At 75.7% G+C, this 17,594-nt stretch carries 4 protein-coding genes; all 4 read right to left on the reverse strand.

The genetic code is table 11. The features are described from left to right. Positions 1-9: 9 nt before the first annotated feature. Genes ACPXCB_RS28540 through ACPXCB_RS28555 form a run of 4 tightly spaced genes read right to left on the reverse strand, consistent with a single transcriptional unit; the run spans position 10 to position 17,562 of the window. Positions 10-10,407, reverse strand: coding sequence for an SDR family NAD(P)-dependent oxidoreductase (locus ACPXCB_RS28540; RefSeq protein ID WP_425878955.1), 10,398 nt, complete (start codon positions 10,405-10,407; stop codon positions 10-12). Then, on the reverse strand, positions 10,379-15,586 hold the full coding sequence (locus tag ACPXCB_RS28545) for a type I polyketide synthase (RefSeq protein WP_425878957.1): 5,208 nt from the start codon (positions 15,584-15,586) through the stop codon (positions 10,379-10,381). The genes ACPXCB_RS28540 and ACPXCB_RS28545 overlap by 29 nt, the downstream gene beginning before the upstream one ends. 30 nt (positions 15,587-15,616) lie before the next feature. Further along, complete coding sequence (locus ACPXCB_RS28550; RefSeq protein ID WP_425878958.1) at positions 15,617-15,988, reverse strand: hypothetical protein; 372 nt, start codon at positions 15,986-15,988, stop codon at positions 15,617-15,619. Positions 15,989-15,993: 5 nt separating this feature from the next. Further along, positions 15,994-17,562 carry a fatty acid--CoA ligase gene (locus ACPXCB_RS28555; RefSeq protein WP_425878960.1) on the reverse strand — a complete coding sequence of 523 codons (1,569 nt, stop codon included), beginning with the start codon at positions 17,560-17,562 and terminating at the stop codon, positions 15,994-15,996. Between the last annotated feature and the right edge of the window lie 32 nt (positions 17,563-17,594).

Below are 17,594 nucleotides of genomic sequence, written 5' to 3' on the forward strand. Positions count from 1 at the left end.
CTCGCACTGTCATGAGATCCCCAGCTCGCTGTCGATGAGAGCGAAGACCTCGTCGTCGGTCGCGGAATCGATGTCGTTGCCGGTGGACGCCGGCTCGCCGCCCAGCTTCGAGAGCACGTCGCGCAGCCGCAGCGTCAGCCGGGTGCGGGACTGCTCGTCGACGTCCGACAGGGCCGCCTCGAGACGGTCGAGTTCGGCGAACGCGGCCAGCACCGCGTTGGTGTCGCCCGCCTCGCCGGAGAGTTCGGCCCGCAGGTACGCGGCGAGGGCCTTCGACGTGGGGTGGTCGAACACCAGCGTCGCGGGCAGTCGCAGCCCCGTCGCCGCGTTCACCCGGTTGCGCAGCTCGACCGCGGTGAGCGAGTCGAAGCCGAGCTCGTTGAACGGCCGGTCGGCGGCGACCGCACCCGGGTCCGGGTAGGCCAGCACCCCCGCCACCTGGGTACGCACCAGGTCCAGCAGGAGGGCCTCGGCCTCCTCGGCGTCCCGGCCGGCGAGCCGCTGCCGCAGCGCGTCGGCCGCTCCCGCGTCGGCGTCGGCCGCCCGCCTGGCGGGCACCCGGACCAGCCCGCTCAGCACCGGTGGCACCATGCCCGCGACGGCGCGTTCCCGCAGGGCCCGGTGGTCGAGCTTGATGGGCGCCACCATGCCCCCGGTGTGCAGCGCCGCGTCGAAGAGGTCCAGCGCCTCCTCGACGGGGAGCGCGTCGACGCCGGAGCGCGACATGCGCCGCAGGTCGGCCTCGGTCAACTGCTCCACCATGCCCGCCTGCTCCCAGCGGCCCCAGGCCAGCGACACGGCCGGCAGGCCGTTCGCCCGCCGGTGCTGGGCGAGCGCGTCCAGGTAGGCGTTGCCGGCGGCGTAGTTGCCCTGGCCGGGGCCGCCGAGCACCCCGGAGGCCGACGAGAACAGGACGAACGCGGTCAGGTCCCGGGTCAGCTCGTGCAGGTTCGTCGCGGCGTCGACCTTGGGCCGCAGCACCCGGTCGATCCGGTCCGGGGTGAGCGAGGAGATGACGGCGTCGTCGACGACGCCGGCCGTGTGCACCACCCCGCGCACCGGGTGCGCCGCGAGCAGCGCGGCGAGGGCGGGCCGGTCGGCGACGTCGCACGCGGCGACGGTGACCTCGGCGCCCAGGGCGACGAGTTCGTCGCGCAGCTCGGTCGCGCCCTCGGCGGCGGGGCCGCTGCGGCTGACCAGCACCAGCTCGCGCACGCCGTGCCGGGTGACCAGGTGCCGGGCGACGAGCCGGCCGAGTGCGCCGGTGGCGCCGGTGACCAGGACGGTCCCCTCGAACCCGGTCGCGGCGATCTCGTCGGTGGCGCCGGCCCGCGCCAGGCGGGGCACCAGGACGTCGGCGCCGCGGACGGCGAGCTGCGGCTCGTCGGAGCCGAGCGCGGCCGACAGGCCGGTCCCGGCGCCCTGGTCGTCGTCGACGTCGACCAGGACGAACCGGTCGCCGTGTTCGGACTGCGCGGAGCGGACCAGGCCCCAGGCCGCCGCCCCGGCGAGATCGGTGACGTCGCCGTCGGGACGGGTGGCCACCGCGCCGCCGGTCAGGACGGCGAGGCGGGCGGCGGCGAACCGCTCGTCGGCGAGCCACTGCTGCGCCAGGGCGAGGACCTGGTGGGTGGCCGCACGGGCCCGCGCGTCCTCCGCGACGCCCCGGTCCGGGGCGCACCGCGCCACCACCACCTCGGGTACCGCGGCGCCGGCGTCGACGGCGGCGGCGAGGGCCGCCAGGTCCGGGTACGCGGTCGCGTCGAGGCCGTCGATCCGCTCCCCGAGCACCGCGAGGGTGCGCGGCCGGGGCGATCCGGTCAGCGGCGTCCAGTCCAGGCGCAGCAGCGACTCGTGCCGGTCGCGGCGCAGTGCCGCCAGCTGTTCGGGCGACACGGGGCGTACCGCCAGCGCCTCGACGGAGGCCACCGGGGCGCCGGTCGCGTCGGCCAGGGTGATGGCCGCCGTGCCGTCGCCCGGCACGATCCGGGCCCGCAGCCGGTCGGCGCCCGCCGCGTGCACGGTGAATCCGCGCCACGAGAACGGCAGCACCGGGTCGCCGTCGCCGGTCGACGCCACCGCGTGCAGGACGGCGTCCAGCAGCGCCGGGTGCAGGCCGAAGCGGCCGGCGTCGTCGTGGGCCTGCTCGGGCAGGGTGAGCTCCGCGAACACCTCGTCGCCGCGCCGCCACGCCGCGGTCAGGCCCTGGAAGACCGGGCCGTAGCGCAGGCCGCGCGCGAACAGGTCGTCGTACGCCGTGGAGACGTCGACCGGCTCCGCGTCCGGCGGCCAGGCCCGCAGGTCGGCGCCGGCGGCCCCGGCCGGGGTCAGCCGGCCCACCGCGTGGGTGGTCCACCCGTCCCCGTCCTCGGTCCGCGAGTGGACGCCCACCTCCCGGCCGCCGTCCGGCGCCGGTTCGCCCACCGTCACGCGCACCTGGACGCCGCCGGAGTCCGGCAGCACCAGCGGCGCCTCCAACGTCAGCTCCTCGACGCGCGGGCAGCCGACCTCGCGGCCGGTGTGGGCCGCCAGTTCGACCAGCGCCGCACCGGGCAGCAGCACCAGGTCCGCCACCGCGTGGTCGGCCAGCCACGGGTGGGTGGTCAGCGCGAGCCGGCCGGTGAAGACCGCGCCGCCGTCCGGCAGCTCGATCGCCGCGCCCAGCAGCGGGTGGTTCGCCCGCGTCTGGCCCAGCCCGCTCGCGTCGCCGGTGCCGGCGCCCGCCCGGGGCCAGTACGGCTGGTGCTGGAACGCGGACGTGGGCAGTTCGACGGTCCGCCCCGGCACCACCGAGGGCCAGTCGACGGTCGTGCCGCGCACCGCGAGCCGGGCGAGCGCGGTGGCGACCGTCTCCGCCTCGGCGCGGCCCTTGCGGCACGCCGGGATCCACTCGCCGTCGGCCACGTTGCGACCGAGCGCGGTCAGCACCGCGTCGGGGCCGATCTCCAGGAAGGTGGTGGCCCCGGACGCGGCCAGCGTGGCGACCGCGTCGGCGTACCGGACCGGTTCGCGCACCTGCCGCACCCAGTGCTCGGCGTCCAGCGTGGTGGGCTCGCCCGTGACGGTCGAGACCAGTTCGATGGCCGGCTCCCGGCAGTCCACCTGGGCCACGACCGCGCGGTACTCGTCCAGCATGGGGTCCATCAGCGGCGAGTGGAACGCGTGCGACACGGTCAGCCGCCGCGCCCTGCGGCCCTTCCCCGACAGCTTCTCGGCCACGGCGAGGGTGGCGGTCTCGTCGCCGGAGAGCACCACCGACTCCGGCCCGTTCACGGCCGCGATCGCCACGGCGTCGGAGAGCAGCGGGACGACCTCGTCCTCGGTGGCCCGTACGGCCACCATCGCGCCACCGGTCGGCAGCGCCTGCATCAGCCGGCCCCGCGCCGCGACGACCTTCGCGGCGTCGGCCAGCGACCAGACCCCCGCCACGTGCGCCGCCGCCAACTCACCGATCGAGTGCCCCGCCACGAAGTCCGGCCGCACCCCCCACGACTCGAACAACCGGAACAGCGCCACCTCCACCGCGAACAACGCCGGCTGCGCCCACCCCGTCTGATGCACCTCCTCGGTGTCCAACACCTCCCGCAACGGCCGCTCCAGGTGCCGGTCGAGTTCCGCACACACCTCGTCGAACGCCGCCGCGAACACCGGGAAGCCCATCAGCTCCGTCGTCATGCCGACCCGCTGCGACCCCTGACCGGTGAAGACCATGGCGAGCTTGCCGCCGTCAGCCGTGCCGGTCACCACCTCGTCGCCGAGCAGCACCGCGCGGTGCGCGAACCCGGCCCGCCCGGTGGCGAGGGTGTACGCGACGTCGACCGGGCGCAGCGTCGGGTCGGCGGCGACGTGGGCGCGCAGCCGCGGGATCTGCTCCCGCAGCCCCTCCTCGGTCCGCGCGGAGAGCAGCCACGGCGTGAACGGCACGGCCGGCTCGTCGGCCGGCGGCGCCGGGTCGGCCTGCTCCAGTACGACGTGGGCGTTGGTGCCGCTGATGCCGAAGGACGACACGGCGGCCCGCAGCGGGCGGTCGGCGGCGGTGAGCGGGACGGTCTCCGAGGCGACGCGTACCGCGCCGGCGGACCAGTCCACGTGCGGCGAGGGCTCGTCCACGTGCAGGGTCTGCGGGAGCACGCCGTGGCGCAGCGCCAGCACCATCTTCATGATGCCGGCGACTCCGGCGGCGGCCTGCGTGTGCCCGAGGTTCGACTTGACCGAACCGAGCAGCACGGGCGTGGCCCGGTCCTGCCCGTACGTGGCGAGGACGGCCTGCGCCTCGATCGGGTCGCCCAGGGTGGTGCCGGTGCCGTGCGCCTCGACCACGTCGACCTCGGACGGCAACAGCCGCGCGTCGGCCAGGGCGGCCCGGATCACCCGCTGCTGCGACGGCCCGTTGGGTGCGGTGAGCCCGTTGGAGGCGCCGTCGGAGTTGACGGCCGAGCCGCGCACCACGGCCAGGACGGGGTGCCCGTGGCGCCGGGCGTCGGAGAGCCGCTCGACCACCAGCACGCCGACGCCCTCGGAGAGCGACGTGCCGTCGGCCGCGCCCGCGAACGACTTGCACCGCCCGTCGGGGGCGAGGTTGCGCTGTCGGGAGAACTCCAGGAAGGTGCCCGGCGTCGACATCACCGACACGCCACCGGCGAGCGCGAGGGAGCACTCTCCGTTGCGCAGCGCGGAGATGGCGAGGTGCAGGGCGACCAGCGACGACGAGCAGGCGGTGTCGACGGTCATCGTCGGGCCCTCCAGCCCGAGCGTGTACGAGATCCGGCCGGAGATGACGCCACCGGAGTTGCCGGTGGAGAGGAACCCGTCGACCGACTCGGCGGAGGCGCTCAGCACGGTGCCGTAGTCGTTGTACATGACGCCCGCGTACACCCCGGTGCGGCTGCCGCGCAGCCTGGTCGGGTCGATGCCGGCCCGCTCCAGCGCCTCCCACGAGGTCTCCAGCAGCAGCCGCTGCTGCGGGTCCATCGCCAGCGCCTCGCGCGGGGAGATGCCGAAGAAGCCGGGGTCGAAGTGGGCCGCGTCGTGGAGGAAGCCGCCCTGGTCGACGTAGCTGGTGCCCGACGTGTCCGGGTCGGGGTCGAAGAGCGCGTCGAGGTTCCATCCCCGGTTGCCGGGGAACGGCCCGATCGCGTCGCCGCCGCCCACCAGCAGCCGCCACAGGTCCTCGGGCGTACGCACGTCGCCGGGGAAGCGGCAGGCCATGCCGACGATCGCGACCGGCTCGTGGTCGTGCCGGGTCACGGCGACGTCCGCCGTCGCGGTCCGCCCGCCGGCCAGCTGCGACACCAGGTACCCGGCCAGCGCCTCCGGCGTCGGGTAGTCGAACACCAGGGTCGCCGGCAGCCGCAGCCCGGTCGCCACGCCGAGCTGGTTGCGCAGGTCGAGCGCGGTGAGCGAGTCGAAGCCCAGTTCCTTGAAGGGGCGTCCGGCCGGCAGCTTGTCCGCCCGGGCGTAGCCGAGGACGGACGCGACCCGGGTGAGCACCACCTCCAGCACGACCTCGGTCCAGCGCTCGCCGGGCACCTCGGCCAGCCGCTGGGCGAGGGAGGAGCCGCCCACCGCCCGGCGGGCCGGGGCGCGGACCAGGCCGCGCAGCAGCTCCGGCGGTTCCCGGTCGTCGCGGCCGAACGCGGCGAGGTCCACCGGCACCGGCGCGAGCAGCGCGTCGGCCGACCGGACCGCGGCGTCGAACAACGCCAGGCCGTCCTTGCTGGACAGCTCGCTCATGCCGCTGCGCGCCATCCGGCCCAGCTGCGCGCCGCCCACGTCGGCGGTCATCTCGCTGCGCTCGGCCCACAGTCCCCAGGCGAGCGAGTGGGCGGGCAGTCCCGCGGCCCGGCGTCGCGCCGCGAGCGCGTCGAGCAGCGCGTTCGCGGCGGCGTAGGCGCCCTGGCCGGGGCTGCCGAAGATGCCGGCGGCCGAGGAGAACAGCACGAAGGCGGTGACGTCCCCGGCCAGCTCGTGCAGGTGCCAGGCCGCGTCCACCTTGGGTCGCAGCACCGCGGCCAGCTGGTCGGGGGTGAGCGTGGTGATGGTGGCGTCGCCCATCACGCCCGCCGTGTGCACGACGCCGGTGACCGGGTGGGCCGCCAGCAGCGCCGCGACCTGGTCGCGGTCGGCGACGTCGCAGGCCAGCACCGTCACGGTCGCGCCCAGCTCGGCGAGTTCGTCGCGCAGCTCCTCCGCGCCGGCGGCGGCGAGGCCGCGACGGCTGGTCAGCACGAGGTCGCGTACGCCGTGCCCGGTGACCAGGTGGCGGGCGACCAGCCCGCCCAGGGTGCCGGTGCCGCCGGTGACGAGCACCCGGCTGTCCGGGCCGAACACCGCCGGCCCGGCGACGTCCTGCTCGGGCACCCGGGCCAGGCGGGGCGCGCGCACCACGCCGTCGCGGACGGCGAGCACCGGCTCGCCCGTCGCCAGCGCCGCCGCCACCAGTTCGTCGGCGGTGTCGTCGGCCTCCAGCAGGACGATCCGCTCCGGGTTCTCCGCCTGCGCGGAGCGGACCAGGCCGTGCACCGCCGCGCCGGCGAGGTCGTCCGGGCGGATCACCACGACGAGCCTGGTCTCGGCCTGGCGGGGATCGGCGAGCCACTGCTGGATCGTGCTCAGCGCGTACGCCGTCAGGTCGGGCACCGCGGCGATGCCGGGCGCGTCGGAGAAGCACGGCAGGAAGAGCGTGTCGGCGGCCACGTCGGCCAGCGCCACCGGCGGCGCGCCGAAGACCGCCGTGTCGCCCAGCGTCTGCCACGTGCCGCGCTCGGCCCGGCCGGCGGGCAGCGGCACGTACTCCAGCCGGAACAGCGACTCGACGAAGCCGCTGCGTCCCTTGAGCGCCTGCGGGGCCACCGTGCGTACGGTGAGCGCCGCCACGGAGGCGACCGGGGCGCCCGTGTGGTCCGCGAGGAGCAGGGTCGCGCTGTCCGCCCCCGTCCTGGTGAGCCGGACGCGCAGGCTCGTCGCGCCGGCCCCGTGCAGCGTCACGCCGTTCCACGAGAACGGCAGCTTCGCCGCCCCGTCCCCGACGTCCGCGGCGAGCGCGTGCAGGGCGACGTCGAACAGCGCCGGGTGCAGGCCGAACCCGTCGACGTCGACGCCCTGCGGCAGGGCCACCTCGGCGTACGTCTCGTCGCCGCGCCGCCACGCGGCCCGCAGGCCCTGGAACACCGGTCCGTACCGCAGGCCGAGCCCGGCGAGCCGGTCGTACAGGTCGCCGAGGTCGACGGCCAGCGCGTCGGCGGGCGGCCACTCGGTGAGCTGCTCCCCCGCTGCCGTGGCGGCGGCGAGGACACCGGTGGCGTGCCGGGTCCACATGCCGATCCTCGCCTCGGTGTCGGTCTGCCCGTAGACGCCGAGCGCGCGGCGGCCGTGCTCGTCCGGCGCCTCCACGGTGAGCCGCAGGGCCACCCCGCCGTGCGCCGGCACGACGAGCGGGGCGGTGATGACGAGTTCCTCGACGGCCGGGCAGCCGACCTCGTCGCCGGCGCGGACGGCCAGCTCGACCAACGCCGTGCCGGGCAGCAGGACGGTGTCCAGGACGGCGTGGTCGGCCAGCCACGGGTGCGTCTCCAGGCCGATCCGGCCGGCGAGCACGACGAGGTCCCGCTCCGGGACGGTGAGCGCGGCGCCGAGCAGCGGGTGGCCGACGACGTCGATGCCGAGGCCGCGGGCGTCCACGGCGGACGCCGCCGCGAGCTGCCAGTACCGCTGGTGCTGGAACGCGTACGTCGGCAGCGGGGCCGGGACGCCGCGGGTGTGCGGGGACCAGTCGACGGCGACCCCGCGCACGTACGTCTCGGCCAGGGAGAGCAGGAAGCGCGACAGGCCGCCCTCGTCGCGCCGCAGCGAGCCGACGAGCGCGGCCGGGGCGTCGGCGCGGTCCAGGATCTCGCGTACCCCCATGCCGAGCACGGGGTGGGGGCTGATCTCCACGAGGACGTCGTGCCCGTCGGCGAGCAGGCGGTCGATGGCATCCTCGAACCGGACGGTGCCGCGCAGGTTCGCGTACCAGTAGTCGGCGTCGAGCGTGGCGGTGTCGACGACCTCGCCGGTGAGCGTGGAGTACAGCGGCACGTCGGCGCTTCGCGGCCGGACGTCGGCGAGGACGTGCAGCAGCTCGTCCCGGATGGCCTCGACCTGCGCGGAGTGCGAGGCGTAGTCCACGGGGATCATCCGCATCCGCACGCCGTCGGCCTCGCATGCGGCGAGCAGCTCGGCGAGGGCGTCGGGCTCGCCGGAGACGACGGTAGCGGTGGGACCGTTGACCGCCGCGACGGAGATCCGCTCGCCCCACCGGGCGAGCAGCGCCTCCACGTCCGCCCGGGGCGCCGCCACCGAGGCCATGCCGCCGCGCCCGGCCAGGCCGGCGGCGATCGCCCGGCTGCGCAGCGCGACCACCCGGGCGCCGTCGTCGAGGGTGAGCGCGCCGGCGACGACGGCGGCGGCGATCTCGCCCTGCGAGTGCCCCACCACGGCGGCGGGCCGCACGCCGTACGACCGCCACAGCGCCGCGAGCGACACCATGACGGCGAACAGCACGGGCTGCACCACGTCCACCCGCTCCAGCGACGGCGCGCCGGGCACGCCCCGGACGACGTCCAGCAGCGACCAGTCGGTGAACGCGTCGACGGCCCGCGCGCACTCGTCCATCCGGTCCGCGAACACCTCGGCGGTGTCCATCAACTCGACGGCCATGCCCGCCCACTGCGAGCCCTGGCCGGGGAACATGAAGACGACCCGGGGCTCGGCGCCCAGCACGGCGCCGGTGGCGACGGTCGGCCCGGGTTCGTCCGACGCGACGGCGGCCAGGCCGGCCCGCAGCTCGGCGGGGTCCGCGCCGACCACGACCGCGCGGTGCTCGAACCGGGCGCGCGTCGCCAGGGCGGCGGCGACGTCGGCCGGGGCGGCGGGGTGCAGGTCGAGGTGGGCCACCAGCCGGGCCGCCTGCTCGCGCCGGGCCTCGGGCGTACGGCCGGACACCACCCAGGGCACCGGCCCGGTCGCCGCCACGGCGGGCTGCGCGGCCTCCGGCGCGGGCGGCTCCTCGATGATCACGTGGGCGTTGGTGCCGCTCACGCCGAACGACGAGACGCCGGCGCGGGCCGGCTCCGCGCCCCGGGGCCAGGCGACGGCCTCGGTCAGCAGGTCGACCGCGCCCTCGGTCCAGTCGACCTGGTCGCTGGGGGCGTCCACGTGCAGCGTCTTCGGCAGCAGCCGGTGCCGCATGGCGAGCACCATCTTGATGATGCCGCCGACGCCGGCGGCGGCCTGGGTGTGACCGATGTTGGACTTGACCGAGCCGAGCCACAGCGGCCGGTCCCGCTCCTGGCCGTAGGTGGCGAGGATGGCCTGGGCCTCGATCGGGTCGCCCAGGGTGGTGCCGGTGCCGTGCGCCTCGACCACGTCGATCTGGTTGGCCGACAGCCGCGCGTTGGCCAGCGCCGCCTGGATGACCCGCTGCTGCGCCGGCCCGTTCGGGGCGGTCAGGCCGTTGGAGGCGCCGTCCTGGTTGACCGCCGTCCCGCGGACGATGGCGAGCACCTGGTGCCCGTTGCGCCGGGCGTCGGAGAGCCGCTCCACGATCAGCATGCCGACGCCCTCGGCGAAGCCGGTGCCGTCGGCGGCGGCGGCGAACGACTTGCACCGGCCGTCCGGCGACAGCCCGCGCTGCTTCGAGAACGCGACGTAGGTCTCCGGGGTCGCCATCACGGTGACCCCGCCGGCCAGCGCGAGCGAACACTCGCCGTTGCGCAGGGACTGCACGGCCAGGTGCAGGGCCACCAGCGACGACGAGCACGCGGTGTCGACGGTGACGGCGGGCCCCTCCAGGCCGAAGGAGTACGCCACCCGGCCGGAGGCGATCGCGCCGGTGGCGTTGTTCTCCGCGTAGTCGTGGTACATCATCCCGGCGAAGACGCCCGTGTCGCTGCCGCGCAGCCCGGTCGGGTCGATGCCGGCGTTCTCGAGGGCCTCCCACGACGTCTCCAGCAGCAGCCGCTGCTGCGGGTCCATCGTCAACGCCTCGCGCGGGCTGATCCCGAAGAACTCCGGGTCGAACTGGGCCGCGTCGTGCAGGAAGCCGCCCTCGCGGGTGTACGACCGCTCCGGCGTGCCGGGCGTGGGGTCGTAGAGTTCCGCGACGTTCCAGCCGCGGTCGGTGGGGAAGCCGGTGATGCCGTCCCCGCCGGCGGCGACGAGGTCCCACAGGTCGTCGGGGGTCCGCACCCCGCCGGGGTAGCGGCAGGCCATGCCGACGATGGCGATCGGCTCGCGCAGCGTCGAGTTGAGCTTGCGGTTCTGCTCCCGCAGCCACTCGTTCTCCTTGAGCGAGGCCCGCAGCGCGGTGACGAGCTTCTCCTCCGAGTTGGCCATGTGGTCAGCTCCCCGCTTCCGTCGTCGCTTCACCGAGGTCGGCGAGCGCCATGCTGATCAGTGCGTCGGCGTCCATGTCGTCGATGGATCCGCTGGGCGCGGCGTCCGGCTCGGCGGCGGCGACCCGGACGCCGCCCAGTTCGAGCAGGCTGTCCATCAGGCCGGCGTCCCGGAGCCGGCTGAGGGGGATGGCGAGCAGGATGCGGCGGACCTCGTCCTCCGGCAGCCCGCCGTCGCCGCCGGTGTCGGGGACGAGCCGCTCGTACAGCAGCTCCGCGACCGCGCGGGTGTTGGGCCGGTCGAAGGTCAGGGTGGCGGGCAGCCGCAGGCCGGTCGCGGCGTTGAGCTGGTTGCGCAGTTCCAGCGCGGCGAGCGAGTCGAAGCCCAGCTCGGTGAAGGCGCGCCCGGGGTCGACGGCGTCGGGGTCGCGGTGCCCGAGCACCGTCGCGACGTTCGTGCGGACCAGGTCCAGCAGCAGGTCCGCGCACTCCGGTCCGGACAGGCCGGCCAGGCGCGCGGCGAGGCCGTCGCCGGTGGACGCCGCCCGCCGGGTCCGGGCGCGGACCAGGCCGCGGTAGAGCGGACCGTCGACCACACCGAGGTCGAGCCCGATGGGTACGAGGACCGGCGCGGCGCAGGTGAGCGCGGCGTCGAAGAGGCGCAGGCCCTCGTCGACCGGCAGGGCGCGTACGCCCGCCTGGGCCAGCCGCTGCCGCTCCGCGCCGGTCAGCTCGCCCGCCATCCCCCCGTCCCACATGCCCCACGCCAGGGACTGCCCGGTCAGGCCGGCCGCCCGGCGTCGCACGACCAGCGCGTCCAGGAACGCGTTCGCGGCGGAGTACGCCGCCTGGCCCACGTTGCCGAACACGCCCGCCGCCGACGAGAACACCACGAACGCCGACAGGGGCGTCCCGGCCGTCACCTCGTGCAGGTGCCACGCCGCGTCCACCTTCGGCGCCAGCACCCGGTCGAGGCGCTCCGGCGACAACGACGCCAGCAGACCATCGTCCACCACGCCGGCGACGTGCACGACCGCCGACAGGTCGCAGCCGGCGACCAGCTTCGCCACCGCGTCCCGGTCGGCCACGTCGCAGGCCGCCCAGCGCACCGACGCGCCCGACGCGGTCAGCTCCGCCGCCAACTCCTCGGCGCCCGGGGCGCTCGCGCCACGGCGGGACACCAGCAGCAGGTCGCGCACCCCGTGCACCGCCACCACGTGCCGGGCCACCACCGCGCCCAACGCGCCGGACGCGCCGGAGACCAGCACCGTTCCGGCGCCGAAGTCCGTGGCGACCGGGTCGGCGGTGGCTGCCCGGGCCAGCCGGGCGGCGTACGGGACGCCGTCGCGGACCACGAGCTGCGGCTCGTCGTCGGCCAGCACCACGTCGCCGTCGACCAGGACGACGCGGTCGGGGTGCTCGGCCTGGACCGAGCGGACGAACCCCCACACGGCGGCGCCCGCGAGGTCGGTGACGTCCTCGCCGGGCAGGGCCACCGCGCCGCGGGTACGCACGACGATGCGGGAGCCGGCGGGTTCGGCCAGCCACGACGTGAGCTCGTCGAGGACGCGGTGCAGCACGGCGCGGACGCCGGCCGGGGTGGCCGTCGGGGCGGGGCCGGACGGGAACGTGGTCGTGTCGAGCAGGCGTACGTCCCCGTCCTGCCCTGCGGCGGCCGGCACGGGGGTCCAGGTCAGCTCGTACAGCGAGTCGTGGTGGGTCGGGCGGGCGTCGAGCGCGCCGACCGGCCGGGTCTCCAGCCGGCCCACCGACACCACGGGGGCACCCGTGCCGTCGGTCGCGGTGATCGCCCAGCCGGAGTCGACGGGGGCGATGCGGACCCGAAGGGCGGTGGCGTTCGTGGCGTGCAGCACCACCTGCTGCCACGAGAACGGGAGCACGGTGTTGCCCGTACCGGCGGGGTCGGCCAGCAGCGGGGCGTGCAGCGCGGCGTCCAGCAGGGCGGGGTGCAGCGCGAACCGCTCGTCCGCCTCGGGGAGGGTGACCTCGGCGAACAGTTCGTCGCCGCGCTCCCAGACCGCCGTGACGCCACGGAACGCCCGCCCGTACTCGTAGCCGGAGTCGGCGAGCCGGTCGTAGGCGTCGGTCAGGTCGACCGGCCGGGCGTCGGCGGGGGGCCACTCGGTCACGGTGTCCGGCGCGGTGACCGCTTCCGCGGCGACGAGCCCGGTGGCGTGCGCCGTCCAGGTCCCGGTGTGCTCGCCCCGCGAGTGGATCTCGACGGTGCGGCGGCCCTCCTCGTCCGGCTCGCCGACGCGCAACCGCAGCTGCACCGCGCCGTCGGTGGGCAGGACCAGCGGGGCGACCGTGGTCAGCTCCTCCAGCACCGGGCAGCCGACCGCGTCCGCGGCGTGCACCGCGAGTTCGACGAGCGCCGCGCCGGGAACGAGCACGACGCCCGCGACGACGTGGTCGGCGAGCCACGGGTGGGTGCCGGTCGACAGCCGGCCGGTGTAGACGACGCCGTCGAAGTCGGGCAGCGCGACGGCCGCGCCGAGCAGGGGGTGCTCGGTGTCGGCGAGCCCGAGCCGGCTCGCCGCCCCGGTCGCGGCGGCGTTCTCCACCCAGTACCGCTGGCGTTCGAAGGGGTACGTCGGCAGCTCCGTGGTCCGGGCGCCGGCGAAGAACGTGGGCCAGTCGACCGGGACGCCGCGGGTGTGGAGGGCGGCGACGGCCCTGGTGAGGGTGTGCGTCTCCGGTTGCCCTCGGCGGGTGGTGGCGATGGCGGTGGCGTCGCCGGTGGCGGCGGCCGTGGCGAGGACGGTGTCGGGGCCGACCTCGAGGAAGGTGTCGACGTTGTGGATGGTGGTGAGGGTGGTGACGGCGTCGTGGAAGCGGACGGCCTGGCGGACCTGGTCGACCCAGTGGTCGGCGGTGGGTCGCAGTGGTTGGCCGTCGACGGTGGAGATGAGGGGGATGCGGGGCTCGTGGTGGGTGACGGACGCGGCGACGGCCCGGTAGTCGTCGAGCATCGGGTCCATCAGGTGGGAGTGGAAGGCGTGCGAGACGGTGAGGCGCTTCGTCCGGTGGCCCTGCGCGGCGAGTGCGTCGGCGGCGGTGCGGGTGGCGGTGTCGTCGCCGGAGATGACGAGGCTGGTGGCGGTGTTGACGGCGGCGACGCCGACCTGGTCGTTCAGGTGGAGGGTGACCTGGTCCTCGGTGGCCTCGATGGCGATCATGGCGCCGCCGGCGGGGAGGGCCTGCATGAGGCGGGCGCGGGCGGCGACGAGGGTGGCGGCGTCGGTGAGGTCGAGGATGCCGGCGATGTGGGCGGCGGCGAGTTCGCCGATGGAGTGCCCGGCGACGGCGTGGGGGTGGACGCCCCAGGATTCGAGGAGTCGGTGCAGGGCGACCTCGAAGGCGAACAGGGCGGGTTGGGTGTAGCCGGTCTGGTGCAGCTCGTCGGTGTCGATGACGTCGCGTAGCGGCCGGTCGAGGTGCTTGTCGAGGGCGGCGCAGGCTTCGTCGAAGGCGGTGGCGAAGACGGGGTACGCGGCGGCGAGTTCGGCGCCCATGCCCGGCCGCTGCGCCCCCTGCCCGGTGAACAGGAAGGCGAGCCGCCCGCCCGTGCCGGCGGGGGTCGGCTGCACGCCGGCCTCCAGCGCGCGTACCAGCTCCGCGAGGTCGCGGCCCACCACCGCGGCGCGGTGCTCGAACGCGGTGCGCCCGACGGCCAGCGTGAACCCGACGGCCAGGGCGAACCCGGCGTCCTCGGGATCGCGGCCCGCCACCGCGCCGGCCAGGCGCGCGGCCTGCGCGTGCACCACCTCCGGCGTCCGTCCGGAGAGGACCCACGGGATCACCGGCGGTTCGGCCGCGGCGGCCGGCTCGGGGGCCTCCGCCGGCTCGGGCTCCTCCAGCACCACGTGCGCGTTGGTGCCGCTGATGCCGAACGACGACACGGCGGCACGACGCGGACGGTCGCCGGCGGGCCACGCCACCGGCTCGGTCAGCAGCGACACCGCCCCCGCCGACCAGTCGACCTTCGGGGACGGCTCGTCGACGTGCAGGGTGCGCGGCAGCAGCCCGTGCCGCAGCGCGCCCACCATCTTGATCAGGCCGGCGACGCCGGCCGCGGCCTGGGTATGCCCGATGTTCGACTTGATCGAGCCCAGCCACAGCGGCCGGTCCCGGTCCCGCCCGTAGGTGGCCAGGATCGCCTGCGCCTCGATCGGGTCGCCCAGGACGGTGCCCGTGCCGTGCGCCTCGACCACGTCGACCTGGCTCGCCGACAGTCGCGCGTTGGCCAGCGCGGCCCGGATCACCCGCTGCTGCGCCGGCCCGTTCGGGGCGGTCAGGCCGTTCGAGGCGCCGTCGGAGTTGACGGCCGTGCCCCGGACCACCGCCAGCACCCGGTGGCCGTTGCGCCGCGCGTCGGACAGCCGCTCCAGCACGAGCACGCCGACGCCCTCGGACCAGCCGGTCCCGTCGGCGGCGGCGGCGAAGGACTTGCAGCGGCCGTCCGGCGACAGCCCGCGCTGCCGGGAGAACTCGATGAACGTCTCCGGGGTCGCCATCACCGTCACGCCGCCGGCCAGCGCCAGCGTGCACTCGCCGTTGCGCAGCGCCTGCCCGGCGAGGTGCAGGGCGACCAGCGACGACGAGCAGGCGGTGTCGACGGTGACCGCCGGCCCCTCCAGCCCGAACGTGTACGCCACCCGGCCCGAGGCGATCGAGCCCGTGGAGCTGTTGCCCGTGTAGTCGTGGTACATCATCCCGGCGAAGACGCCGGTGGCGCTGCCCCGCAGTCCCACCGGGTCGATGCCCGCGTTCTCCAACGCCTCCCACGAGGTCTCCAGCAGCAGCCGCTGCTGCGGGTCCGTGGTCAACGCCTCGCGCGGGCTGATCCCGAAGAACTCGGCGTCGAAGTCCGCGGCGTCGGGCAGGAAGCCACCCTCGCGGGTGTACGACCGGCCCGGCGTGCCCGGGGTCGGGTCGTACAGCTCCCCCACGTTCCAGCCCCGGTCCGTGGGGAAGCCCCCGATCCCGTCGCGTCCGGCGGCGACCAGGTCCCACAGGTCCTCCGGCGTACGCACGCCCCCCGGATACCGGCACGCCATGCCGACGATCGCGATGGGCTCGTGCGCGGCCTCCTCCGCGTCACGCAGCTTCCGCCGCGTCTCGCGCAGCTCCGCTGTCGTCCGCCTGAGGTAGTCGAGCAGCTTTTCCTCGTTGTCGGGCATCGACGTCACTCCAAGGGCGGACCGGTGGGGGATCGTGTGCTAGAGCGGGATGTGCCCGTGCGCGCCGCGCCGCCGGACGGGGCCGGCGGCGAGCGCGGACACGGGACGGGCCCGGGTGTCCTCCGGGCGGACGACCTCGTCGACCACGCCGAGGTCGGGTACGCGGTCGGGGCCGCTCACGACCCGCACGTGGTCTGCGACGCCCCGCGCCACGAGTTCGCGGCGTCCGGTCCGGCCGGGCGCCGCGATCGTCGTGCGGTGGATGGCGGCGACCTCGGCGAGGGCGTCGAGCAGCGTGGTGTCGAGCAGCGTGGCGCCACGCAGCGTGGTGTCGAGCAGCGTGGCGCCGCGCCGCCGTGCCGGCCGGGGCAGCCGGTGCAGCGGGGCGCGGCATTCGCGCTCGGTGGTCATCGCGATCAGCTCACCCTGCGCTCGTGACCCTGCCAGAATCGCTCGCGCAGCTCGCGGCGCAGGATCTTGCCGCTGGGGTTGCGCGGCACCCGGTCGATGAACTCGTAGTGCAGAGGCTGCTTGAAGGCGGCGAGCTTGCCGCGCAGGTGCAGGGCGAGGTCACTCTCGGTGAGCTGCTGCCCCTCCACCGGCACCACGAACGCGTGCACGGCCTCGCCCCAGCGCTCGTCCGGCACGCCCACGACGGCCGACTCGGCGACCAGCGGGTGGCGCCCGATGACGTGCTCGACCTCCGCCGGGTAGACGTTCTCCCCCGCCACGATGATCATGTCCTTGATCCGGTCCCGGATGAACAGGTAGCCGTCCTCGTCCAGCACGCCCGCGTCACCGGTCACGACCCAGCCGTCGACAAGCGTCTTCGCCGTGGCCTCGGGCAGGTTCCAGTACTCGACCATCGCCGCCGGCGTACGCAGCCAGACCTCGCCGATCTCGCCGGGCGGCAGCGGCTCGCCCCGGCTGTCGGCGATCTTGACCTCGAAACCCGGGTAGGGGCGCCCCGCCGCCTGCATCCGGCCGCTGTCCGGCGTGTGGTCGGCCGGGGGCAGGCAGATGGCCGTGTTGCCGGTCTCGGTCAGGCCGTAGATCTGGGCGAACTCGCAGCCGAAACCCTCGACGCAGCGGGCCAGCAGCGCCGCCGAGATGGGCGCGCCGCCGTAGACCACCTTGCGCAGCGAGGTGAAGTCCTCCCGCGACACGCCGGGCTCCGCCAGCAGCAGCCGCAGCATCGCGGGCACCAGGCAGGCGGTGGTGACGCGCAGCGTCCTGATCAGCTCGACCGCGCCCGCCGTGGTGAACTCGCGCATCACGACGTTCGTCACGCCCGCCACGAAGCCCTGCGTCGCCCACCACAGGCCGCCGATGTGGAAACCGGCCATGCCGACGAGGCTGACGTCGCCCTCGCGCCAGTCGATCCAGTCCAGCTCCGCCGAGGCGAGCGCCTGGCGTACCGCGAAGAAGCTGCGGTGCGCGAGGACGACGCCCTTCGGCAGGCCCGTCGTGCCGCTGGTGTACATCTGCACCAACGGCGTGTCGGGGGTGACCCTGGCCAGCACGTTCGCGTCCGGCTGCGCCGACATCCAGGCGGTGAAGCCGGCCCCGGCGGCACCCGGCTCGTCGAGCCCGACCACCCCGGTCAGCGTCGGCAGTTCCGCCGCCAGCTTCTCGGCGACGGCGGCCGAGTCCGAGTCGACGAAGAGCAGGGCGGCGCCCGAGTCGCGCAGGATGTGCTCGACCTCGCCGGCGGCCAGCCGCCAGTTGATCGGCACCAGCACCACGCCGGTCTTCGCGGCGCCGAAGAGCAGCTCGTAGTAGTGCTCGGACTCCCTGCCCAGGTAGGCGATGCGGTCCCCCGGGCGCAGGCCCGCCGCCTGCAGGGCGCGCGCGACCTGGTTGCTGACGCGGTGCAGGGTGGCGTAGTCGACGCGCCGGCCCTCGCAGACCATGGCGACGACGTCCGGCTGCTGGACGGCGTGCCTGCGCACCACGTCGACGAGCGTGCGCAACTGAACAGTCACCGGGGTCCTCCTCAGGGGACGTGCGGGTGGGG

This window comes from Micromonospora sp. DT62 (assembly GCF_049847285.1).
Lineage (GTDB): Bacteria > Actinomycetota > Actinomycetes > Mycobacteriales > Micromonosporaceae > Micromonospora > Micromonospora reichwaldensis.